The 12,475-nt window shown below is 67.3% G+C and carries 15 protein-coding genes; 7 read left to right on the top strand and 8 right to left on the bottom strand.

Annotation, left to right across the window (positions count from 1 at the left end):
- Window positions 1–2: 2 nt before the first annotated feature.
- The 4 genes from QCE69_RS07335 to QCE69_RS07320 all read right to left on the bottom strand — a co-directional run bounded on the left by QCE69_RS07335 (window position 3) and on the right by QCE69_RS07320 (window position 5,835).
- Complete coding sequence (locus QCE69_RS07335; protein ID WP_309930113.1) at window positions 3–650, bottom strand: FecR family protein; 648 nt, start codon at window positions 648–650, stop codon at window positions 3–5.
- 8 nt (window positions 651–658) lie between these two features.
- Window positions 659–2,425: a ShlB/FhaC/HecB family hemolysin secretion/activation protein gene (locus QCE69_RS07330; RefSeq protein WP_309930111.1), complete on the bottom strand. Its 1,767-nt coding sequence runs from the start codon at window positions 2,423–2,425 to the stop codon at window positions 659–661.
- The gene (locus tag QCE69_RS07325; RefSeq protein ID WP_309930110.1) at window positions 2,398–4,728 is read right to left on the bottom strand and encodes a filamentous hemagglutinin N-terminal domain-containing protein; all 2,331 of its coding nucleotides are present in this window, start codon (window positions 4,726–4,728) and stop codon (window positions 2,398–2,400) included. Before QCE69_RS07325 ends, QCE69_RS07330 begins: the two co-directional genes overlap by 28 nt.
- Before the next feature lie 189 nt (window positions 4,729–4,917).
- Window positions 4,918–5,835, bottom strand: coding sequence for a LysR family transcriptional regulator (locus QCE69_RS07320; protein WP_309808375.1), 918 nt, complete (start codon window positions 5,833–5,835; stop codon window positions 4,918–4,920).
- 206 nt (window positions 5,836–6,041) lie between these two features.
- On the opposite strand from QCE69_RS07320, the gene QCE69_RS07315 reads away from it, so the two are divergent.
- The 3 genes from QCE69_RS07315 to QCE69_RS07305 all read left to right on the top strand — a co-directional run bounded on the left by QCE69_RS07315 (window position 6,042) and on the right by QCE69_RS07305 (window position 7,296).
- Window positions 6,042–6,389 carry a hypothetical protein gene (locus QCE69_RS07315; RefSeq protein ID WP_309916309.1) on the top strand — a complete coding sequence of 116 codons (348 nt, stop codon included), beginning with the start codon at window positions 6,042–6,044 and terminating at the stop codon, window positions 6,387–6,389.
- 27 nt (window positions 6,390–6,416) lie between these two features.
- Window positions 6,417–6,671, top strand: coding sequence for a hypothetical protein (locus QCE69_RS07310; RefSeq protein WP_309916307.1), 255 nt, complete (start codon window positions 6,417–6,419; stop codon window positions 6,669–6,671).
- A 91-nt stretch (window positions 6,672–6,762) separates the two neighbouring features.
- Window positions 6,763–7,296, top strand: a complete 534-nt coding sequence (locus tag QCE69_RS07305; RefSeq protein ID WP_309916305.1) for a cupin — start codon at window positions 6,763–6,765, stop codon at window positions 7,294–7,296.
- 13 nt (window positions 7,297–7,309) lie between these two features.
- Here the strand turns inward: QCE69_RS07305 and QCE69_RS07300 are convergent, their stop codons facing one another.
- Window positions 7,310–8,260 (bottom strand): DMT family transporter, encoded by a 951-nt coding sequence (locus QCE69_RS07300; RefSeq protein WP_309930109.1) that lies wholly within the window; start codon window positions 8,258–8,260, stop codon window positions 7,310–7,312.
- A gap of 321 nt (window positions 8,261–8,581) precedes the next feature.
- Between QCE69_RS07300 and QCE69_RS07295 the strand changes: the two genes are divergently transcribed.
- Both QCE69_RS07295 and QCE69_RS07290 read left to right on the top strand, forming a co-directional pair.
- Window positions 8,582–9,037: a glycine zipper domain-containing protein gene (locus QCE69_RS07295; protein ID WP_309930107.1), complete on the top strand. Its 456-nt coding sequence runs from the start codon at window positions 8,582–8,584 to the stop codon at window positions 9,035–9,037.
- Window positions 9,038–9,159: 122 nt separating this feature from the next.
- Window positions 9,160–9,615: a response regulator gene (locus QCE69_RS07290; RefSeq protein ID WP_309916297.1), complete on the top strand. Its 456-nt coding sequence runs from the start codon at window positions 9,160–9,162 to the stop codon at window positions 9,613–9,615.
- Between the two features lie 111 nt (window positions 9,616–9,726).
- Here the strand turns inward: QCE69_RS07290 and QCE69_RS07285 are convergent, their stop codons facing one another.
- Both QCE69_RS07285 and QCE69_RS07280 read right to left on the bottom strand, forming a co-directional pair.
- Window positions 9,727–10,002, bottom strand: a complete 276-nt coding sequence (locus tag QCE69_RS07285; protein WP_309930105.1) for a DUF1488 domain-containing protein — start codon at window positions 10,000–10,002, stop codon at window positions 9,727–9,729.
- A 198-nt stretch (window positions 10,003–10,200) separates the two neighbouring features.
- Window positions 10,201–10,422 (bottom strand): zinc ribbon domain-containing protein, encoded by a 222-nt coding sequence (locus tag QCE69_RS07280; protein ID WP_309930103.1) that lies wholly within the window; start codon window positions 10,420–10,422, stop codon window positions 10,201–10,203.
- A gap of 155 nt (window positions 10,423–10,577) precedes the next feature.
- On the opposite strand from QCE69_RS07280, the gene QCE69_RS07275 reads away from it, so the two are divergent.
- Window positions 10,578–11,126 carry a DUF4142 domain-containing protein gene (locus QCE69_RS07275; protein ID WP_309930101.1) on the top strand — a complete coding sequence of 183 codons (549 nt, stop codon included), beginning with the start codon at window positions 10,578–10,580 and terminating at the stop codon, window positions 11,124–11,126.
- 43 nt (window positions 11,127–11,169) lie between these two features.
- Here QCE69_RS07275 and QCE69_RS07270 read toward each other — a convergent pair whose 3' ends face one another.
- Window positions 11,170–11,871: a carbonic anhydrase gene (locus tag QCE69_RS07270; protein WP_309916287.1), complete on the bottom strand. Its 702-nt coding sequence runs from the start codon at window positions 11,869–11,871 to the stop codon at window positions 11,170–11,172.
- Between the two features lie 253 nt (window positions 11,872–12,124).
- Between QCE69_RS07270 and QCE69_RS07265 the strand changes: the two genes are divergently transcribed.
- Window positions 12,125–12,451: a zf-TFIIB domain-containing protein gene (locus QCE69_RS07265; protein WP_309916285.1), complete on the top strand. Its 327-nt coding sequence runs from the start codon at window positions 12,125–12,127 to the stop codon at window positions 12,449–12,451.
- Window positions 12,452–12,475: the final 24 nt, after the last annotated feature.

The raw sequence follows: 12,475 nt of genomic DNA, 5'->3' as shown, positions 1-12,475 counted from the left end.
CGCTAGCGGCAGGCCGCCGACGGCACCACCGGCGTCACGCGCGAGGCCGGCAGCACGCCGAAGGGCAGTCGCGGACTGACGACGATCGTGCCTTCGCCCGCGCGCACGATCTGCCTGTCGACCTGGTTGAGCACCACGATCTGGCCGTCGTACACGACGATCTGCTCGCCCTTGCAGTTCGCGTTGCTGCCGGGTTCGACATCGGCGCAATCGGTGACGGAATATTCGGTGCCGCGAATGCCGATGGTCGAGGTCGGCGTCTTCACGCGATAGTTCTCCGGCTTGCCCTGTTTCGCGACCAGCCCGTCCACCGCGCGCAGTCCGCCCTTCACCAGCGACAGGAAGCTGCGGTCCTGCTGCGGCGCGCCGGCGGCATAGTTGAAGTCGTCGACCCGGAAGACGGAGCCCGGCTTCAGGTACACGCGCTGGCCATCGGTGAAGATCATCACGATCTCGGCGCCGACACCGGTCTGCACCGTGTCGCCATTGTCGATTTCGCCGCCTGCGGCCGCCACACGCTGCGCGCCGTTCGCCGACTGGATCGCGACGTTGCCGACCAGCGCCTTGATGGTCGCGACCGTGCGGCTTTCCTCGGCACGCGCGCTCAGCGCGAAGAGCAGACACAGCAGAAAGATGAGGACGCGCGCCATGGCCGGTCTCAGAACGATTTGGTGAGCGCGACCCAGAAGCGGTTCGCGTGGCCGGTGCCGAGCGTCGCCGGCACGTAGCCGAGCGTATGCGCCCAGGACATCGACAGCAGGAGATCGTGCGGGGCGGCCACGCTCGCGCCGACGCCCAGGCCCGAGAGCCGCACATGATTGCTGCCCGGCACGACCGGATGCGCGACGACCTTGCCGTCGGCGGTGTCGGCGAAAGCGCTCAGCGTGACGCGCACCGGCACGAGCGTCTGCGGCACGCCCTGGCGAAGTTCCAGGCTCGCGATGTAGGCCTCGTCGACGGGCGCGTCGCCGGTGGCGTAGGCGCGCACCGCGTACGGCCCGCCCAGCGAGATCTGCTCGGAGGAGTCGAGGTTGCGCGAGCTCGCCTGGCCGTTCAGCGAGAAGTACAACTGAGTCCCGTTGGCCTGCGCGCCCAGCACCTGGGTGTGCGTCAGCGCGAACACGAATTTCGAGAACGAACCCGCGATCTGCGCGGCGGCCTGTCCCGGCTGCGGCGACTTGAAACGCAGGTTGCCGTGCTGGGCGCCGAGATCGAAGGTCGTGATGCTCTTTTCGAGCGTCAGGTTGCCCGACAGCGCAAGGCGCGCGACGTCGCTGTTCTTGTCGTCGACGGAATCGAACGCGCCCAGATGATCCGACAGCAGCTTGTGATCATAGCCGAGCGTCGCGTACACGTTCGCCGCGGGCGCGCGCAGCAGCGCGTAGCTCAGGAAGGTGGACCACACATTGGCGCTGCCGTAGGCGTCGAGATCGTCGAACTGGCCGCCCACCGAATAGGTCGAGCGCGTATATCCGGCGCCCCAGCTGAGCCCGCTGCCGCCGAGCGGCACCGTATAGCCGAGATTGCCGTAGAACTGCCCGGTGATCGAGCCGAGCAGCCGCGCGCCCAGCTGGTCGCCGATGCCGAGCGGATTGTTCCACTGCAGCGCGCCGATGAGCCGCGCGGTGCCGGTCGTCGTCTGGCCGAAGTTGTCGGCCTGCACGCTGCCCGACAGCGCCGGCGCCGGCGGCATCTGCAAGGTGAGGTCGGAGGTGCCCGGCAGGAGGCCCGGCGCAATCGTCGCGTTCGCGCCGGTGGCGCCGGCGGCGTCCTGCGCGAGCAGCGTCGCGCGGGTGAGCGCGTGCTCGTCGATCACGTCGCCGCTGTGCAAGGGCGTGAGGAAGCGTTCGAGCACCGCGTCCCGGGTGCGCGAACGGTTGTCGATGCCGATGCGCCCGTAATGCCCCTCGCTCACCGCGATGCGCACGATGCCATGGTCGATCTGCTGCGGCGGCACGGTGCCGCGCGCCACCAGATAGCCGTGCTGGCGGTAGAACGCGCTGATGCGGTCGGCGGCGTTGTCGAGATCGTCGAGCGAACGGTTCGGGCCGATCAGCGGACGCACCGCGTCGAGCAATTGCGCCGACGAAAAGACCGTATTGCCGCTGAACTCGAAGCCCTTGACCTCGAAGCGGATGCCGCCCGGCGCCGGTTCCTGCGGCGCGGCGGGCGCGGGCGTCACGTTCAGGCGCAGATCGGACGGCGGCGGCGGGGCGGGCGTCTGCTGCTGCTGTTCCCGCAGGATCGTGCCGGCGTTCGGCAGCGTCTGGGCGCGCGCATCGCGGATGTCGCGGAAGCCGGCGGCGACCAGCGCGGCCAGCAGCGCCGCGAAGCGCCGCCGCCCGGCGCGGCTGCGGCTGCGGGTGGAGGGCTCGAGGCGCCGGATGCGCGCGGGCCTCACATGCGGCAGACGTGACCGGGCCATGCGTCGTCCGGCAGACGGCTGCCGTCGCTCGACGAATCCGACCGCTGCTGCACCAGCGGCGCCGACTGCGGTTCGAGGCCCGGCGTCGCGTCCGACAGCGGCGCGGGATTCGCGGCGTCCGTGCGCACCGAATCGAGGATGCCGGGGAGCGTCGCCGCCGTCGCGATGGCGGGTTCGTCAGGCGGCTGATCGGGCGTCGCTGGTGGAGGTTGTGGTGGCGGCGGGGACGGTGGCGGCTCCGGCGGCGGTCCCGCCGCGATCCGCAGCGTGCCGCCCTGCGTGGTGATCCGGTAACCCGTCGGGCCGCCGGCCGTGGTGACCGTGATCGCGTATTCGCCGCTCGCAGCACCAGGCGAAGCGCCCGTGCTCGTCACCGTGAAGACGAACGGCTCGTGCACCGTCGGGCTGTCCGCGAACGCGTGGCCGTAGTTCGTGCCGTCGTAGCGCAGTGCGATCGTCACGTCGTTCGGGCCGAGCGTGCGCGGCGTGTCGAATGGCACGTCGAGGTTCACCGCCGTCAGCGTGACCTGCTGCAGCGCATCGAACGCGAAGCGGTTGCCCGCGGACGACGCGGCGCGTGTATCCGAATGGCCGGCGCCGGCGTCGTAGGCGTCGCCCCAGAGCGCGAGATTGCCGCTTTGCAGGCCGCCGAAGCGGTCGGCATACGGGGAATCGGAATAGACGATCCAGCGGCCATTGGGCGTCAAGAGCGCCTGGGCGCCGGCACGATTGTCGAAGGACGCCGACGCCAGCGTGATCGCCGTGCCCGGCGCGCGGCTCGATACCGGAGCGGCGAGTGTCAGCGACGGCGCCGCCAGCGTCACCGCGCCGCTCGCTGCAAGGCCCGTCAATCCGGCGACGCTGCCGACCGTCAGCGGCGTGGCGCTGGTGACGGAGAGCGCGTTGGCATTGGCGGCAAGCGTGCCGATGTTGTTCGATGCATTCGTGAACGTGTAGGCGCCCGTGGCCCCTTGCAACGCAAGTCCGGCCACCGCGATGGCGGCGCGCTGCGTGGCGGCGCCGGCCGTCGACATCGCCAGCGTGCCCTGCGGTGCGGTCATGGCCGCGTCCAGCGCAATCCCGCGTGGCGCGGCGAGTGACAGCGTATTCGCGCCGCTCCATGCGACCGGCCCGTCGATCAGCACGCCGTCGCCCGCATTGATGCTGACATTGTTCGATGCGAGCGCGCGTGCCAGCGTGCTGCCTTGCATCGTCTCGAAGCGACGGGCGAACGCGGAGCCGCCGTCCGGTCCGACCCGCGCCGACAAGCCGCTGTCGATACGCCATGTGCCGGTCTGGCCCGATGCGGCCGCCGTCGTGATGTGCGCGTCGTCGGCCACGCGGACCTGGGTGCCCGCCGTCTCTATCGAGCCGCCGTTGCCGCCGCTGGGAGCAGAGGCGTCGAGCGTGCCGCCGACGCGCGCCACGCCGCCTTCCGCGACCAGCCGGATCACGCCGTTTTCGTTCACCGCGCTGCGCGCCTGGATGACGCCGCTGTTGTTCACGACGCTGCCGAACAGCGCGTCCTCGGCGCGGGCGGTGAGCCAGGCCTGGCCGCCATCGGCCTGGATGAGTCCGTGATTGGCGGCGAGCGCGTGCAGCGTCCCCTGATCGACCGACAGCCCGATCAGGCTGTGATCGCCGAGTGTGACGGCCACGCGGCTGCCTGCCGCGAGCGCCGTGACGCCTTCCGGGGTTGTGATGGTGCCGGCGTTGATCACGCGCGCGCCGACCAGCGCGACATAGCCGCCGGGTGCGCTGGTGAGCGTGCCGAGATTGACGACGGGCGCGCCGTCGCCGTCATCGCCATGACGATGATGCCAATGCGCCCACCCATGCCGCTGATCGCTCGCTGCGAAGGCATAGTGGCCGCTCATGAAATCCTGGGTGGACAGGCCGAGCGTCGAGGCGAGCAGGCCGCCGACGTTCACCTGCGCGCCCGGCCCGAAGATCACGCCATTCGGATTGACGATGAATACTTGCCCGTTGGCGCTCAGCTTGCCGAACAGCAGCGAAGGGCGTGGCCCGACGACGCGGTTCAGCGCGATCGCATTCGCGCCGGGCTGATTGAAGGTGACGGATTCGCCGGGGCGGGTGCTGAACGCATTCCAGTCGATGCCCAGCCGGCTGCTGTCCTGCTGGATGACGGTGGCCGAACCGCTGCCGCCGATCGTCCCCGAGCCCGCGACGATGCGTCCGCCGCTCGGCCCGGCATGGACGGGCGCGCATGCCGCGCCCAGCAACGTGGCAATACAGAACCGCAAGGTGGGGGATGCGGTGCCCGCGAGCAGCGTGCTGAACATGTCGGCCGACTCCTCTCTGTTGCAGTGCATTGCGCCGGGGCGCCGCGACCGCATCATCAAGCAGTTTAGTGTTCCGAATCATGCTTGCAACTACGCGTTTAGTGAACCTGCGCCGGAGCGAGCTGTGTGCGCTTGCGCACTTAACGCACGCAACGCGCTTAACTTGATGGCGCTTCAGGCGCGGGAAATTCAGGCGTGTTCGCTCGCGAGCGTGCCCTGCACGAATTCCTTCAGGAACGCGATCCAGGTCCGGATCTTCGCGTCCAGATACTGGCGCGATGCGTACATCGCATAGATCGTCATCGACTGGAGCTCCCATTCGGGCAGCACGCGCACCAGCGCACCGCTCTCCAGCCACGGCAGGGCAGCCAGCATCGGCAGCGGCGCGATGCCCAGGCCGTTCGAGAGCGCGACGGCCAGTGCATCGGCGGAATTCACGCGCAGCCGGCCCGGCTCCAGATCCACTTCGACCCGGCCGCGTGGTCCATCGAACAGCCAGCGGTCGAGCGGGAACACGGTCGTCACCATTTGCAGGCATGCGTGCTTCGGCAAGTCTTCCGGATTGCGCGGCGCGCCCGCTTTCTTCAGATAACCAGGAGATGCGCACAGCACGCTCGGCATCGAGCAGATTTTCGTGGAGACGAAGGCGGAATCCGGCAGCGTCGAGGTGGTGACCTGGAGGAACACGTCGAAGCCTTCGTCGAGCATGTCCGGCACGTGCTGCGACAGCGTCAGTTCGACCCGCACCTGCGGATGCGCCTCGAGATAGTTGGTGAGTGCAGGCACGACGTAATGCTGGCCGAAGGTAATCGGTGCATGCATGCGCAGCACGCCGCTCGGCAGGACCTGGGCGTCGCTGGCTTCGGCTTCGGACAGGTCCACCAGTTCCAGCACTTCCTTGCAGCGGGCGAGATATCGATTGCCGGCGTCGGTGAGCGCGACGCGGCGCGTCGTGCGGTTCAGCAGGCGTGTGCGCAGATGAGTTTCGAGTTCGGTCACCGCACGCGACGCCTGCGCCGTGGTGATATCCATTTGCTGCGCCGCAGCAGTGAAGCTGGCCGCTTCCGCCACGCGCGCGAAGATTCTCATGCTCCGCAATAGGTCCATCGTGCTGCCGGTTTTTTGACGAAGCCGGAACTATCCCATGGCGGCGGTCCGGCGCGCAACCCGACCAGCCCGGAAACCCGCGACGCGTTTCCGCACATTCGTTTCAGTATTCACATCTGTTACAGGCCTTGTAACCCGACGGGCCAGGCGCCTCGCTACTCTGGATACATGGCCGGTCTGCGGCCGCAGCCAGGAAGAGGATAAAAATGAACGTCAAGGGCTTGATTGGAGTGGGCATCGCACTGTCGGCGGGACTGGCATGCGAAGCGGCGATGGCGCGGGTGAGCGTCGGCATCAATCTCGGGGTCCCGGTCTATGCGGCGCCCGCGCCGGTCTATGTGGCGCCGCCGCCGCCGGTGTACGTCGCGCCGCCGCCTCCCGTCTATGCCGCGCCGCCCGCGCCCGTCATGTATCAGCCGGCGCCGGTGGTCATGGCGCCTGGACCGGCCATCTACATCGGCTGGCATGGCGACCGCTATTGGGACGGCAACCGCTACTGGGCGCGGCGCGACTGGTACGCGCATCACGGCGGCTATGGCTACCGTCACTGGTAAGGGCGAATTTTCCGGGGAGTGCACATCATGGATAACTCGTCACGAGCTCGAAGCCCGGCGCGCCGCGCGCGTACGCTGGCTGTAAGCGCCGCGCTGCTGCTGGCGGCCGCCCTCGGCGGCTGTGTCTATGCGCCGCCTTATGGATATGCGCCCGCACCAGCCTACGGCTACGGTTATGCGCCGGCGTATGGATACGCCTACGGTCCTGGTTATTACGCGGCGCCTTCGGTGTCGCTGGGGATTGGTTTCGGCGGAGGCGGAGGTCACTGGCACGGACACTGATGCCGCGGTTTCGCCGGGCGTTCCGAGCGCTTTTCATCAATAGGAACGCCCGTTGCTGCGCCGGTCTTCATCGTTCCGGAGACTGCGCATCATGACCGAGCACACCGCACGCTTGCTGGCGCAACACGCGCATTGCGAGCATTTCATGTTGCCCGAGAACGGCTGGGTGCCGAACAACCGGCGTCTGCCGGTCATGCTCTGGCGCGGCGCAATCGAGCCGCTCGCGCCGGACGGCGCCGGCCGTTTCGAAGCCTTGTTCGCGCAAAACGGCTGGCCGCCGCAATGGCGCGACAGCGTCTTCGACTATCACCACTACCACTCCACCGCGCACGAGGCGCTGGGTATCGCGTCCGGCGATGCCGAGTTGATCCTCGGCGGTCCGCATGGCCGCGTGATCGCGGTCAGTGCGGGCGATGTGCTGGTGTTGCCCGCCGGCACGGGCCATTGCCTGCTCACGTCGGGGCGCCGCTTTCAGGTCGTCGGCGCTTATCCGCCGGGGCAGCAGTGGGACATCCGGCGCGAAGCCCTCGACGAACGGGAGCGCGCCGCCATGGAAGCGCTGCCGTTTCCGTCGAGCGATCCGGTCGCGGGTGAAGACGGGCCGCTGCGGCATCACTGGCACTGAGCGGCAACGGCGCTCAGGCCTTGCTCTGCTTCGAAGTTTCGACGCACCGGCCGCCGATGAACGGCACCCGCGTGACGACGCCGGTCGCGAGCGCCGTCCCGACGAGCACGACCGCGCAGGCCGCCACCATGCCGGCAGACACGTGTTCAGCGAGAAACCACGCGCCCCACAGGATCCCGAAAATCGGAATGACGAAGGTGACCGTGATGGCGCGGGCCGGTCCGGCGACGGCGATCAAATGGAAGAACATCATGTACGCGATGCCGGTACACGCGACGCCCAGTGCGAGCACCGCGCCCCAGGAGTGAATCGATACCGCGCCGGCGGGCCACGAGATCAGCGCGAACGGCAGCAGGACGAGGGTGGCGGCGCTCATCGTCCCGGCGGCGACCGTCAGCGAATCGACGCCCATCAGATGCCGCTTGGTGTAACTCGCGGCGATGCCGTAGCACAGCGTCGCGGCGAGCGCGGCCAGTGCGGCGAGGGCGGTGGCGAGCGGTGACACGGTGGCGACACTGGCGTCGTGCGCGAACATCTGGTCCCACACCAGCGCGAGCACGCCCGCGAAGCCGAGCGCCAGGCCCGCAATGCGCATGCGCGTCAGCCGGTCGCCGAGCCACAGGAACGCGACCAGCGCGCCCCACAGCGGCGTGGTCGCGTTGATGACCGAGGTCACGCCCGCCGACAGGGTCAGCTCGGCATACGCGAACAGGCAGAACGGCAGCGCTGAATTGAGGATGCCGACCACGAGCAGCGGCCACGCGCGCTGGCGCATGGTCGCGAGCGCCGGACGCAGCGTGCCGCGCAGCACCAGCATCAACAGCAGGAACGCCGCACCGATGCCGACGCGCAGCGCCATCAGCGGCGCCACGCCGAAATCGGTGACGCCGACGCGGATGAACAGGAACGAGCCGCCCCACAGCGCGGCAAGCACAAACAGTTGAGCAAGATTGGCGGGATTCATGGCTGGGCGTTGTTATAAGAGTCGATGTGAAGCCATCGTAGCCACGGCGGCGGGGCTGACGTTTCGGCGCGGCGTGAAACGAAACATGCAAGGGAGGGCGTGCCGCGCCGGGTTTCACGCCCGCATCGTAGGCGCGCGCGGGCGGGGCGGCAAACGAGCAATTCTCACCGATATGTGAGAAAAATTGGCAAGGGCGAGGCGCGCTGCCGGGCAGGCGCATCAGCCGATTGCCGTCATCAGGAAACGGTGCGAACCTTGCCGCATAGGTCAGGAAGTACGCTTCTTGCGGCGCCGTGGGCGCCGCCCTCTCAGGAGAGAACCATGGACAATGCAAACGGCAGCCCATCCCCGCTGCAGCCCGGCGAACCGCCGCTGATACGCCACTCGGTGACCACCGCAATGGATGCCGCGCTTGCGCCGGGCGCGGCGCAGGAAAAGGGAGCCAGCGTTATGCCGCTGACGCCGGGCGAAGCGCACAAGCCCAGTCATCACGCGCCGTATCACGTGCACGGCAGCGTGCTCGAAGGCGGCGACAGCCCGGCAGTGCTCGCGCAACCGGCCGCCACCGCGGCGGAGCGGCAGGGCAGCCGCTTCCATCCGTCGCCGCCGGCGGACCGCCGTGCGCGCGACGCCCTGGCCGACGCACAGCAGCGGGTGGCGAAGCACTACCGGCAGGTGAGCGAGGGCACCGACGATTACGTACACGACAATCCATGGAAGTCGATTGCGCTGGCGGCGGCGGGCGGTCTGATCATCGGCTTGCTGGCGGCGCGCTGAATCGCGTGAAAGGCCGGAAAGGCCGGAAAGGCCGCGCCGGATCGCATTTGCGTGACCAAGGCGGGCCTCAAGCTTGCTGAATTGTGGATACGCGCGATGCAATTCATCGCGCGCACGCCACCATGGAAGAACGTTCGTACGACATCTGCACCGAGCGGTGCGAAATCTGGAACCAGCGAACCTCAGCGCTGGCTGGCCCGCGGCGTGTGCTGATCGTGCATTCGGAATCGAATGTCGGCGACTCGTTCGCGTTGCTGCTGGCCATGCGGGGCTACGAAGCCGTGCAGGCCGGCCAGACGCAGAACGCGCTCGTCCTCGCCCGGAAGTGGCGTCCGCAGGTGCTGTTCGTCGATACGCAGGTTGGCGAGCAACATGACCACGCCGTCGCACGGATGATGCGTGCGGCGCTGGCCGAGACCGGAAATGCCGCAGAGCTTCCGTTGATGATCGCGCTGGCGGCGGACGCGTTGCGCGATCCGCGTGACAGTCTGTTCGGCGCAGGCTATGACGGCTTCTGCCGGACGCCGTGTCCGGTCTGGTGGATGTACGACGTGTTGAAGTGTTTCTACGCGCATTGAGCAAGCACTGGGCAAGCACGGGGGAAGGAGCCGGAACCCGCTGACGCGGGCCGCGGGCGCATTCCGGCGAGTGCGGAATGCGCCGCTTGAAAACCTCTGGAAACGACTCCGTCACATGCTCTTGGACGTCTTGAAGTCGTTGGTTTCCAGTTCGACCGATTGACCGTGATTACGCTCGAGCGCACGCCGGGCGGCGTCCTCGATCTGTACGCGTCCTCCTTCGAAGGCGGAAAGAAGGTCATGCGAAGACGTGCCGCTGTTGCCGAAGTGATCGTTGAGCGCATCGAGGGAGACACTGCACCAGACTTCGCGATAGTCCACCTTGGCCTCGAATGCGACACGCGCTGCCGCCACGACATGACGTCGTCCGCTGAACTCAATCGTCATCCTCATCACCTCCTGACATTCGTTGGGAATACGCAGAACGCGCTCGTCGCAGGCGACGCAGGCGCTCCGCTACGACGATGCTCCCGACGGCACGCGACGCACACCGTCTGAGGGCATCATACGCCCGGCCTCGCGGCCCGGCATTTCAACGACCCCTTGCAATGGCCGTGCCCGCATGCGCGCCCGATGCCGGGACTTCTAGCAACACGCGCAACCGCCGCGATGGCGCATGCCGTAACTGCCGGCATCCTCCGCGCCGGAAGCCTGCGCGCCCAAACCCCCGACGCTCGGCGCACCGACGGTCACGCGCGCGGCGATCACGCCGCATGCGGGACAGACGGCGGGATCGTCGCGCTCGGCGATGCGGCGGACGGCTTCGAATGCGCCGCAGGATGCGCATTCGTAATCATAGACAGGCATGGGTGTTCCATTCGGGAAGGGTGGCTTACCAGTCCAGTTTAGCAAGCTGGCGCAAAGCGTTCATCGTCGGTCCGCCGCGTGACCGTACTGATGCGACATGGCGTGGGCACCGCCATTGCTGGCAAGAAGGCGAACGTTCCGCCCAAGGAGACTCCATGAAACACACTACAACGCTGCGTGCAGCGCTGGCCGCTTCGGTGATCGCGGCGGTGCCGCTCGGCGCGCTCGCGCAAACGGAGGCGGCCAGCACCACGATCGCCAACGACCTGCCGCCGGTGGACAAGGCTTTTGTGCAGGCCGCGTCGTCCGCGGGATCCACGGAAATCGATGCGGCGAAGCTCGCGACGAAGCAGTCGCAGGACAAGGACGTCAAGAGTTTCGCGCATCACATGATGGTGGATCACATGAAGCTGGCCATGCAGCTCAAGATGGCCGCGCCGCACGGCGTGACCGTGCCGATGAACAATTCCGACCCGTCCGCGCTCGATTCGCTGAAGGCGCTGCACGGCAAGGAGTTCGACACCGCCTATATCCAGAAGCTCGGCATCCAGGGGCATCAGGAAGCGGTGCAGGTCTTCCAGAAGGAAGCCGCGGAAGGCCAGAACGCGAAGCTGAAGCAGGCCGCACAGAAGGCCCTGCCGACGATCCAGTCGCACCTGAAGATGGCGCAGGATCTGGCGGCCAAGAAGGGCGTGCAGCCGTAACGCGCCACAGCTCGCCTCGAATGCGTGACGCCGCGCCGCTGTCCTAGCGCGCGGCCTTGCGCAGCATGCGCAGGCGCGCCTGCTCGAGCGTTTCGAACTTGCTGTCGGCTTCGTCGTACACCGACACCTTGCCGCGGCCGATGTCGTACACCCATCCCTGAACCTGGATCTTGCCCAGCGCGAGCTGTCCGGCCACCGCCGGATGCGTGCGCAGATGGGTCAGTTGCAGGCGGATGTTCTCTTCCACCATGGCCTGGACGATGCGCTCTTCCTCGAGCTTGCGCGCCATCACCACGCTGCGGGCCGCTTCCGCGTTGCGCAGCCAGGCGTGCACCGTGGGCATCTCTTCGGCGATGGTGGCGCCCGAAGCCAGACCCTTCATCGCGCCGCAATCGGAATGGCCGCAGATCACGATCTGCCGCACGTTGAGCGCGAGCACCGCGTATTCCACCACGGCCGACACGCCCCCCAGCATCTCGCCATAAGCCGGCACGATATTGCCGATGTTGCGGCACACGAACAGCTCGCCGGGACGCGTCTGCGTGATCATCTCCGGCGAGACGCGCGAGTCCGCGCAGGTGATGAACAGCGTGTGCGGCGTCTGGCGGCGCGCGAGGCTCTTGAATAGCGCTTCGCTGTCGGGAAACACGTGGCGGCCGAAATCGTCGACGCCTTGCAGGAGATAGAGGAGATCGGGCGTGTCGGCGCCTTCGCGTTCGTCGTTCTTCGCGGATGTGTCGGGCATGGGAAAACCTTTAGCGGTGCGTGTGCGACGCATCACGCGCGTCGCCTCTGGACGAGAGCTTGCGGACTTTCGGCAGCGGCCGCAAGTCGTCCATTCGGCCAGCACGCATTCGAACGCAAAAAAGCCCGTCTTCCGCCCGTAAATGTTCGCTTAATTCGGTTAATCCGAAGCAAAAGATCCGAAATCACATATTTTTCGACGGCTATCGTTTCGCTAAATTCCTTGCATCGAAAGCAAAAAGTAAGGAAGCGAAATGAAATGCCCCGTCTGTCCCGAAAGTGACCTCCTGATGACTGTCCGTGACGGCATCGAAATCGACTATTGCCCGCAGTGTCGCGGCGTGTGGCTCGACCGTGGCGAACTCGACCAGCTGATCCGGCGCGCCGAGCAGGCGTCGCTTGCCGAGGCGAAGACCGAACGTGAGGAATGGCGCCGCGAGCAGGACCACGGGCGCGAGCGTCGCCCGATACGCGGCGACGGCTACCGTCATGACGATCATCGCTATGTCGATCCCCGCAATGGGCGCGAGCATCCGCGGCGCAAGAAGTCCTTTCTCGGCGAACTGTTCGACTTCGACTGAAAACGCCGCAGTCCATCCCCGCAA

The organism is Caballeronia sp. LZ032 (assembly GCF_031451315.1).
GTDB lineage: Bacteria > Pseudomonadota > Gammaproteobacteria > Burkholderiales > Burkholderiaceae > Caballeronia.
Note: the sequence above shows the minus strand (reverse complement) of the source record. Positions and strands in the feature narration are given on the sequence as shown.

Bases quoted from the DNA above. Each gene is read 5' to 3' on its own strand.
- QCE69_RS07270 (WP_309916287.1), bottom strand. From the start codon at position 11,871: ATGCCCGACACATCCGCGAAGAACGACGAACGCGAAGGCGCCGACACG.
- QCE69_RS07265 (WP_309916285.1), top strand. From the start codon at position 12,125: ATGAAATGCCCCGTCTGTCCCGAAAGTGACCTCCTGATGACTGTCCGT.
- QCE69_RS07305 (WP_309916305.1), top strand. From the start codon at position 6,763: ATGACCGAGCACACCGCACGCTTGCTGGCGCAACACGCGCATTGCGAG.
- QCE69_RS07330 (WP_309930111.1), bottom strand. From the start codon at position 2,425: ATGGCCCGGTCACGTCTGCCGCATGTGAGGCCCGCGCGCATCCGGCGC.
- QCE69_RS07325 (WP_309930110.1), bottom strand. From the start codon at position 4,728: ATGTTCAGCACGCTGCTCGCGGGCACCGCATCCCCCACCTTGCGGTTC.
- QCE69_RS07280 (WP_309930103.1), bottom strand. From the start codon at position 10,422: ATGCCTGTCTATGATTACGAATGCGCATCCTGCGGCGCATTCGAAGCC.
- QCE69_RS07295 (WP_309930107.1), top strand. From the start codon at position 8,582: ATGGACAATGCAAACGGCAGCCCATCCCCGCTGCAGCCCGGCGAACCG.
- QCE69_RS07275 (WP_309930101.1), top strand. From the start codon at position 10,578: ATGAAACACACTACAACGCTGCGTGCAGCGCTGGCCGCTTCGGTGATC.
- QCE69_RS07285 (WP_309930105.1), bottom strand. From the start codon at position 10,002: ATGACGATTGAGTTCAGCGGACGACGTCATGTCGTGGCGGCAGCGCGT.
- QCE69_RS07300 (WP_309930109.1), bottom strand. From the start codon at position 8,260: ATGAATCCCGCCAATCTTGCTCAACTGTTTGTGCTTGCCGCGCTGTGG.
- QCE69_RS07335 (WP_309930113.1), bottom strand. From the start codon at position 650: ATGGCGCGCGTCCTCATCTTTCTGCTGTGTCTGCTCTTCGCGCTGAGC.
- QCE69_RS07320 (WP_309808375.1), bottom strand. From the start codon at position 5,835: ATGGACCTATTGCGGAGCATGAGAATCTTCGCGCGCGTGGCGGAAGCG.
- QCE69_RS07290 (WP_309916297.1), top strand. From the start codon at position 9,160: ATGGAAGAACGTTCGTACGACATCTGCACCGAGCGGTGCGAAATCTGG.
- QCE69_RS07310 (WP_309916307.1), top strand. From the start codon at position 6,417: ATGGATAACTCGTCACGAGCTCGAAGCCCGGCGCGCCGCGCGCGTACG.
- QCE69_RS07315 (WP_309916309.1), top strand. From the start codon at position 6,042: ATGAACGTCAAGGGCTTGATTGGAGTGGGCATCGCACTGTCGGCGGGA.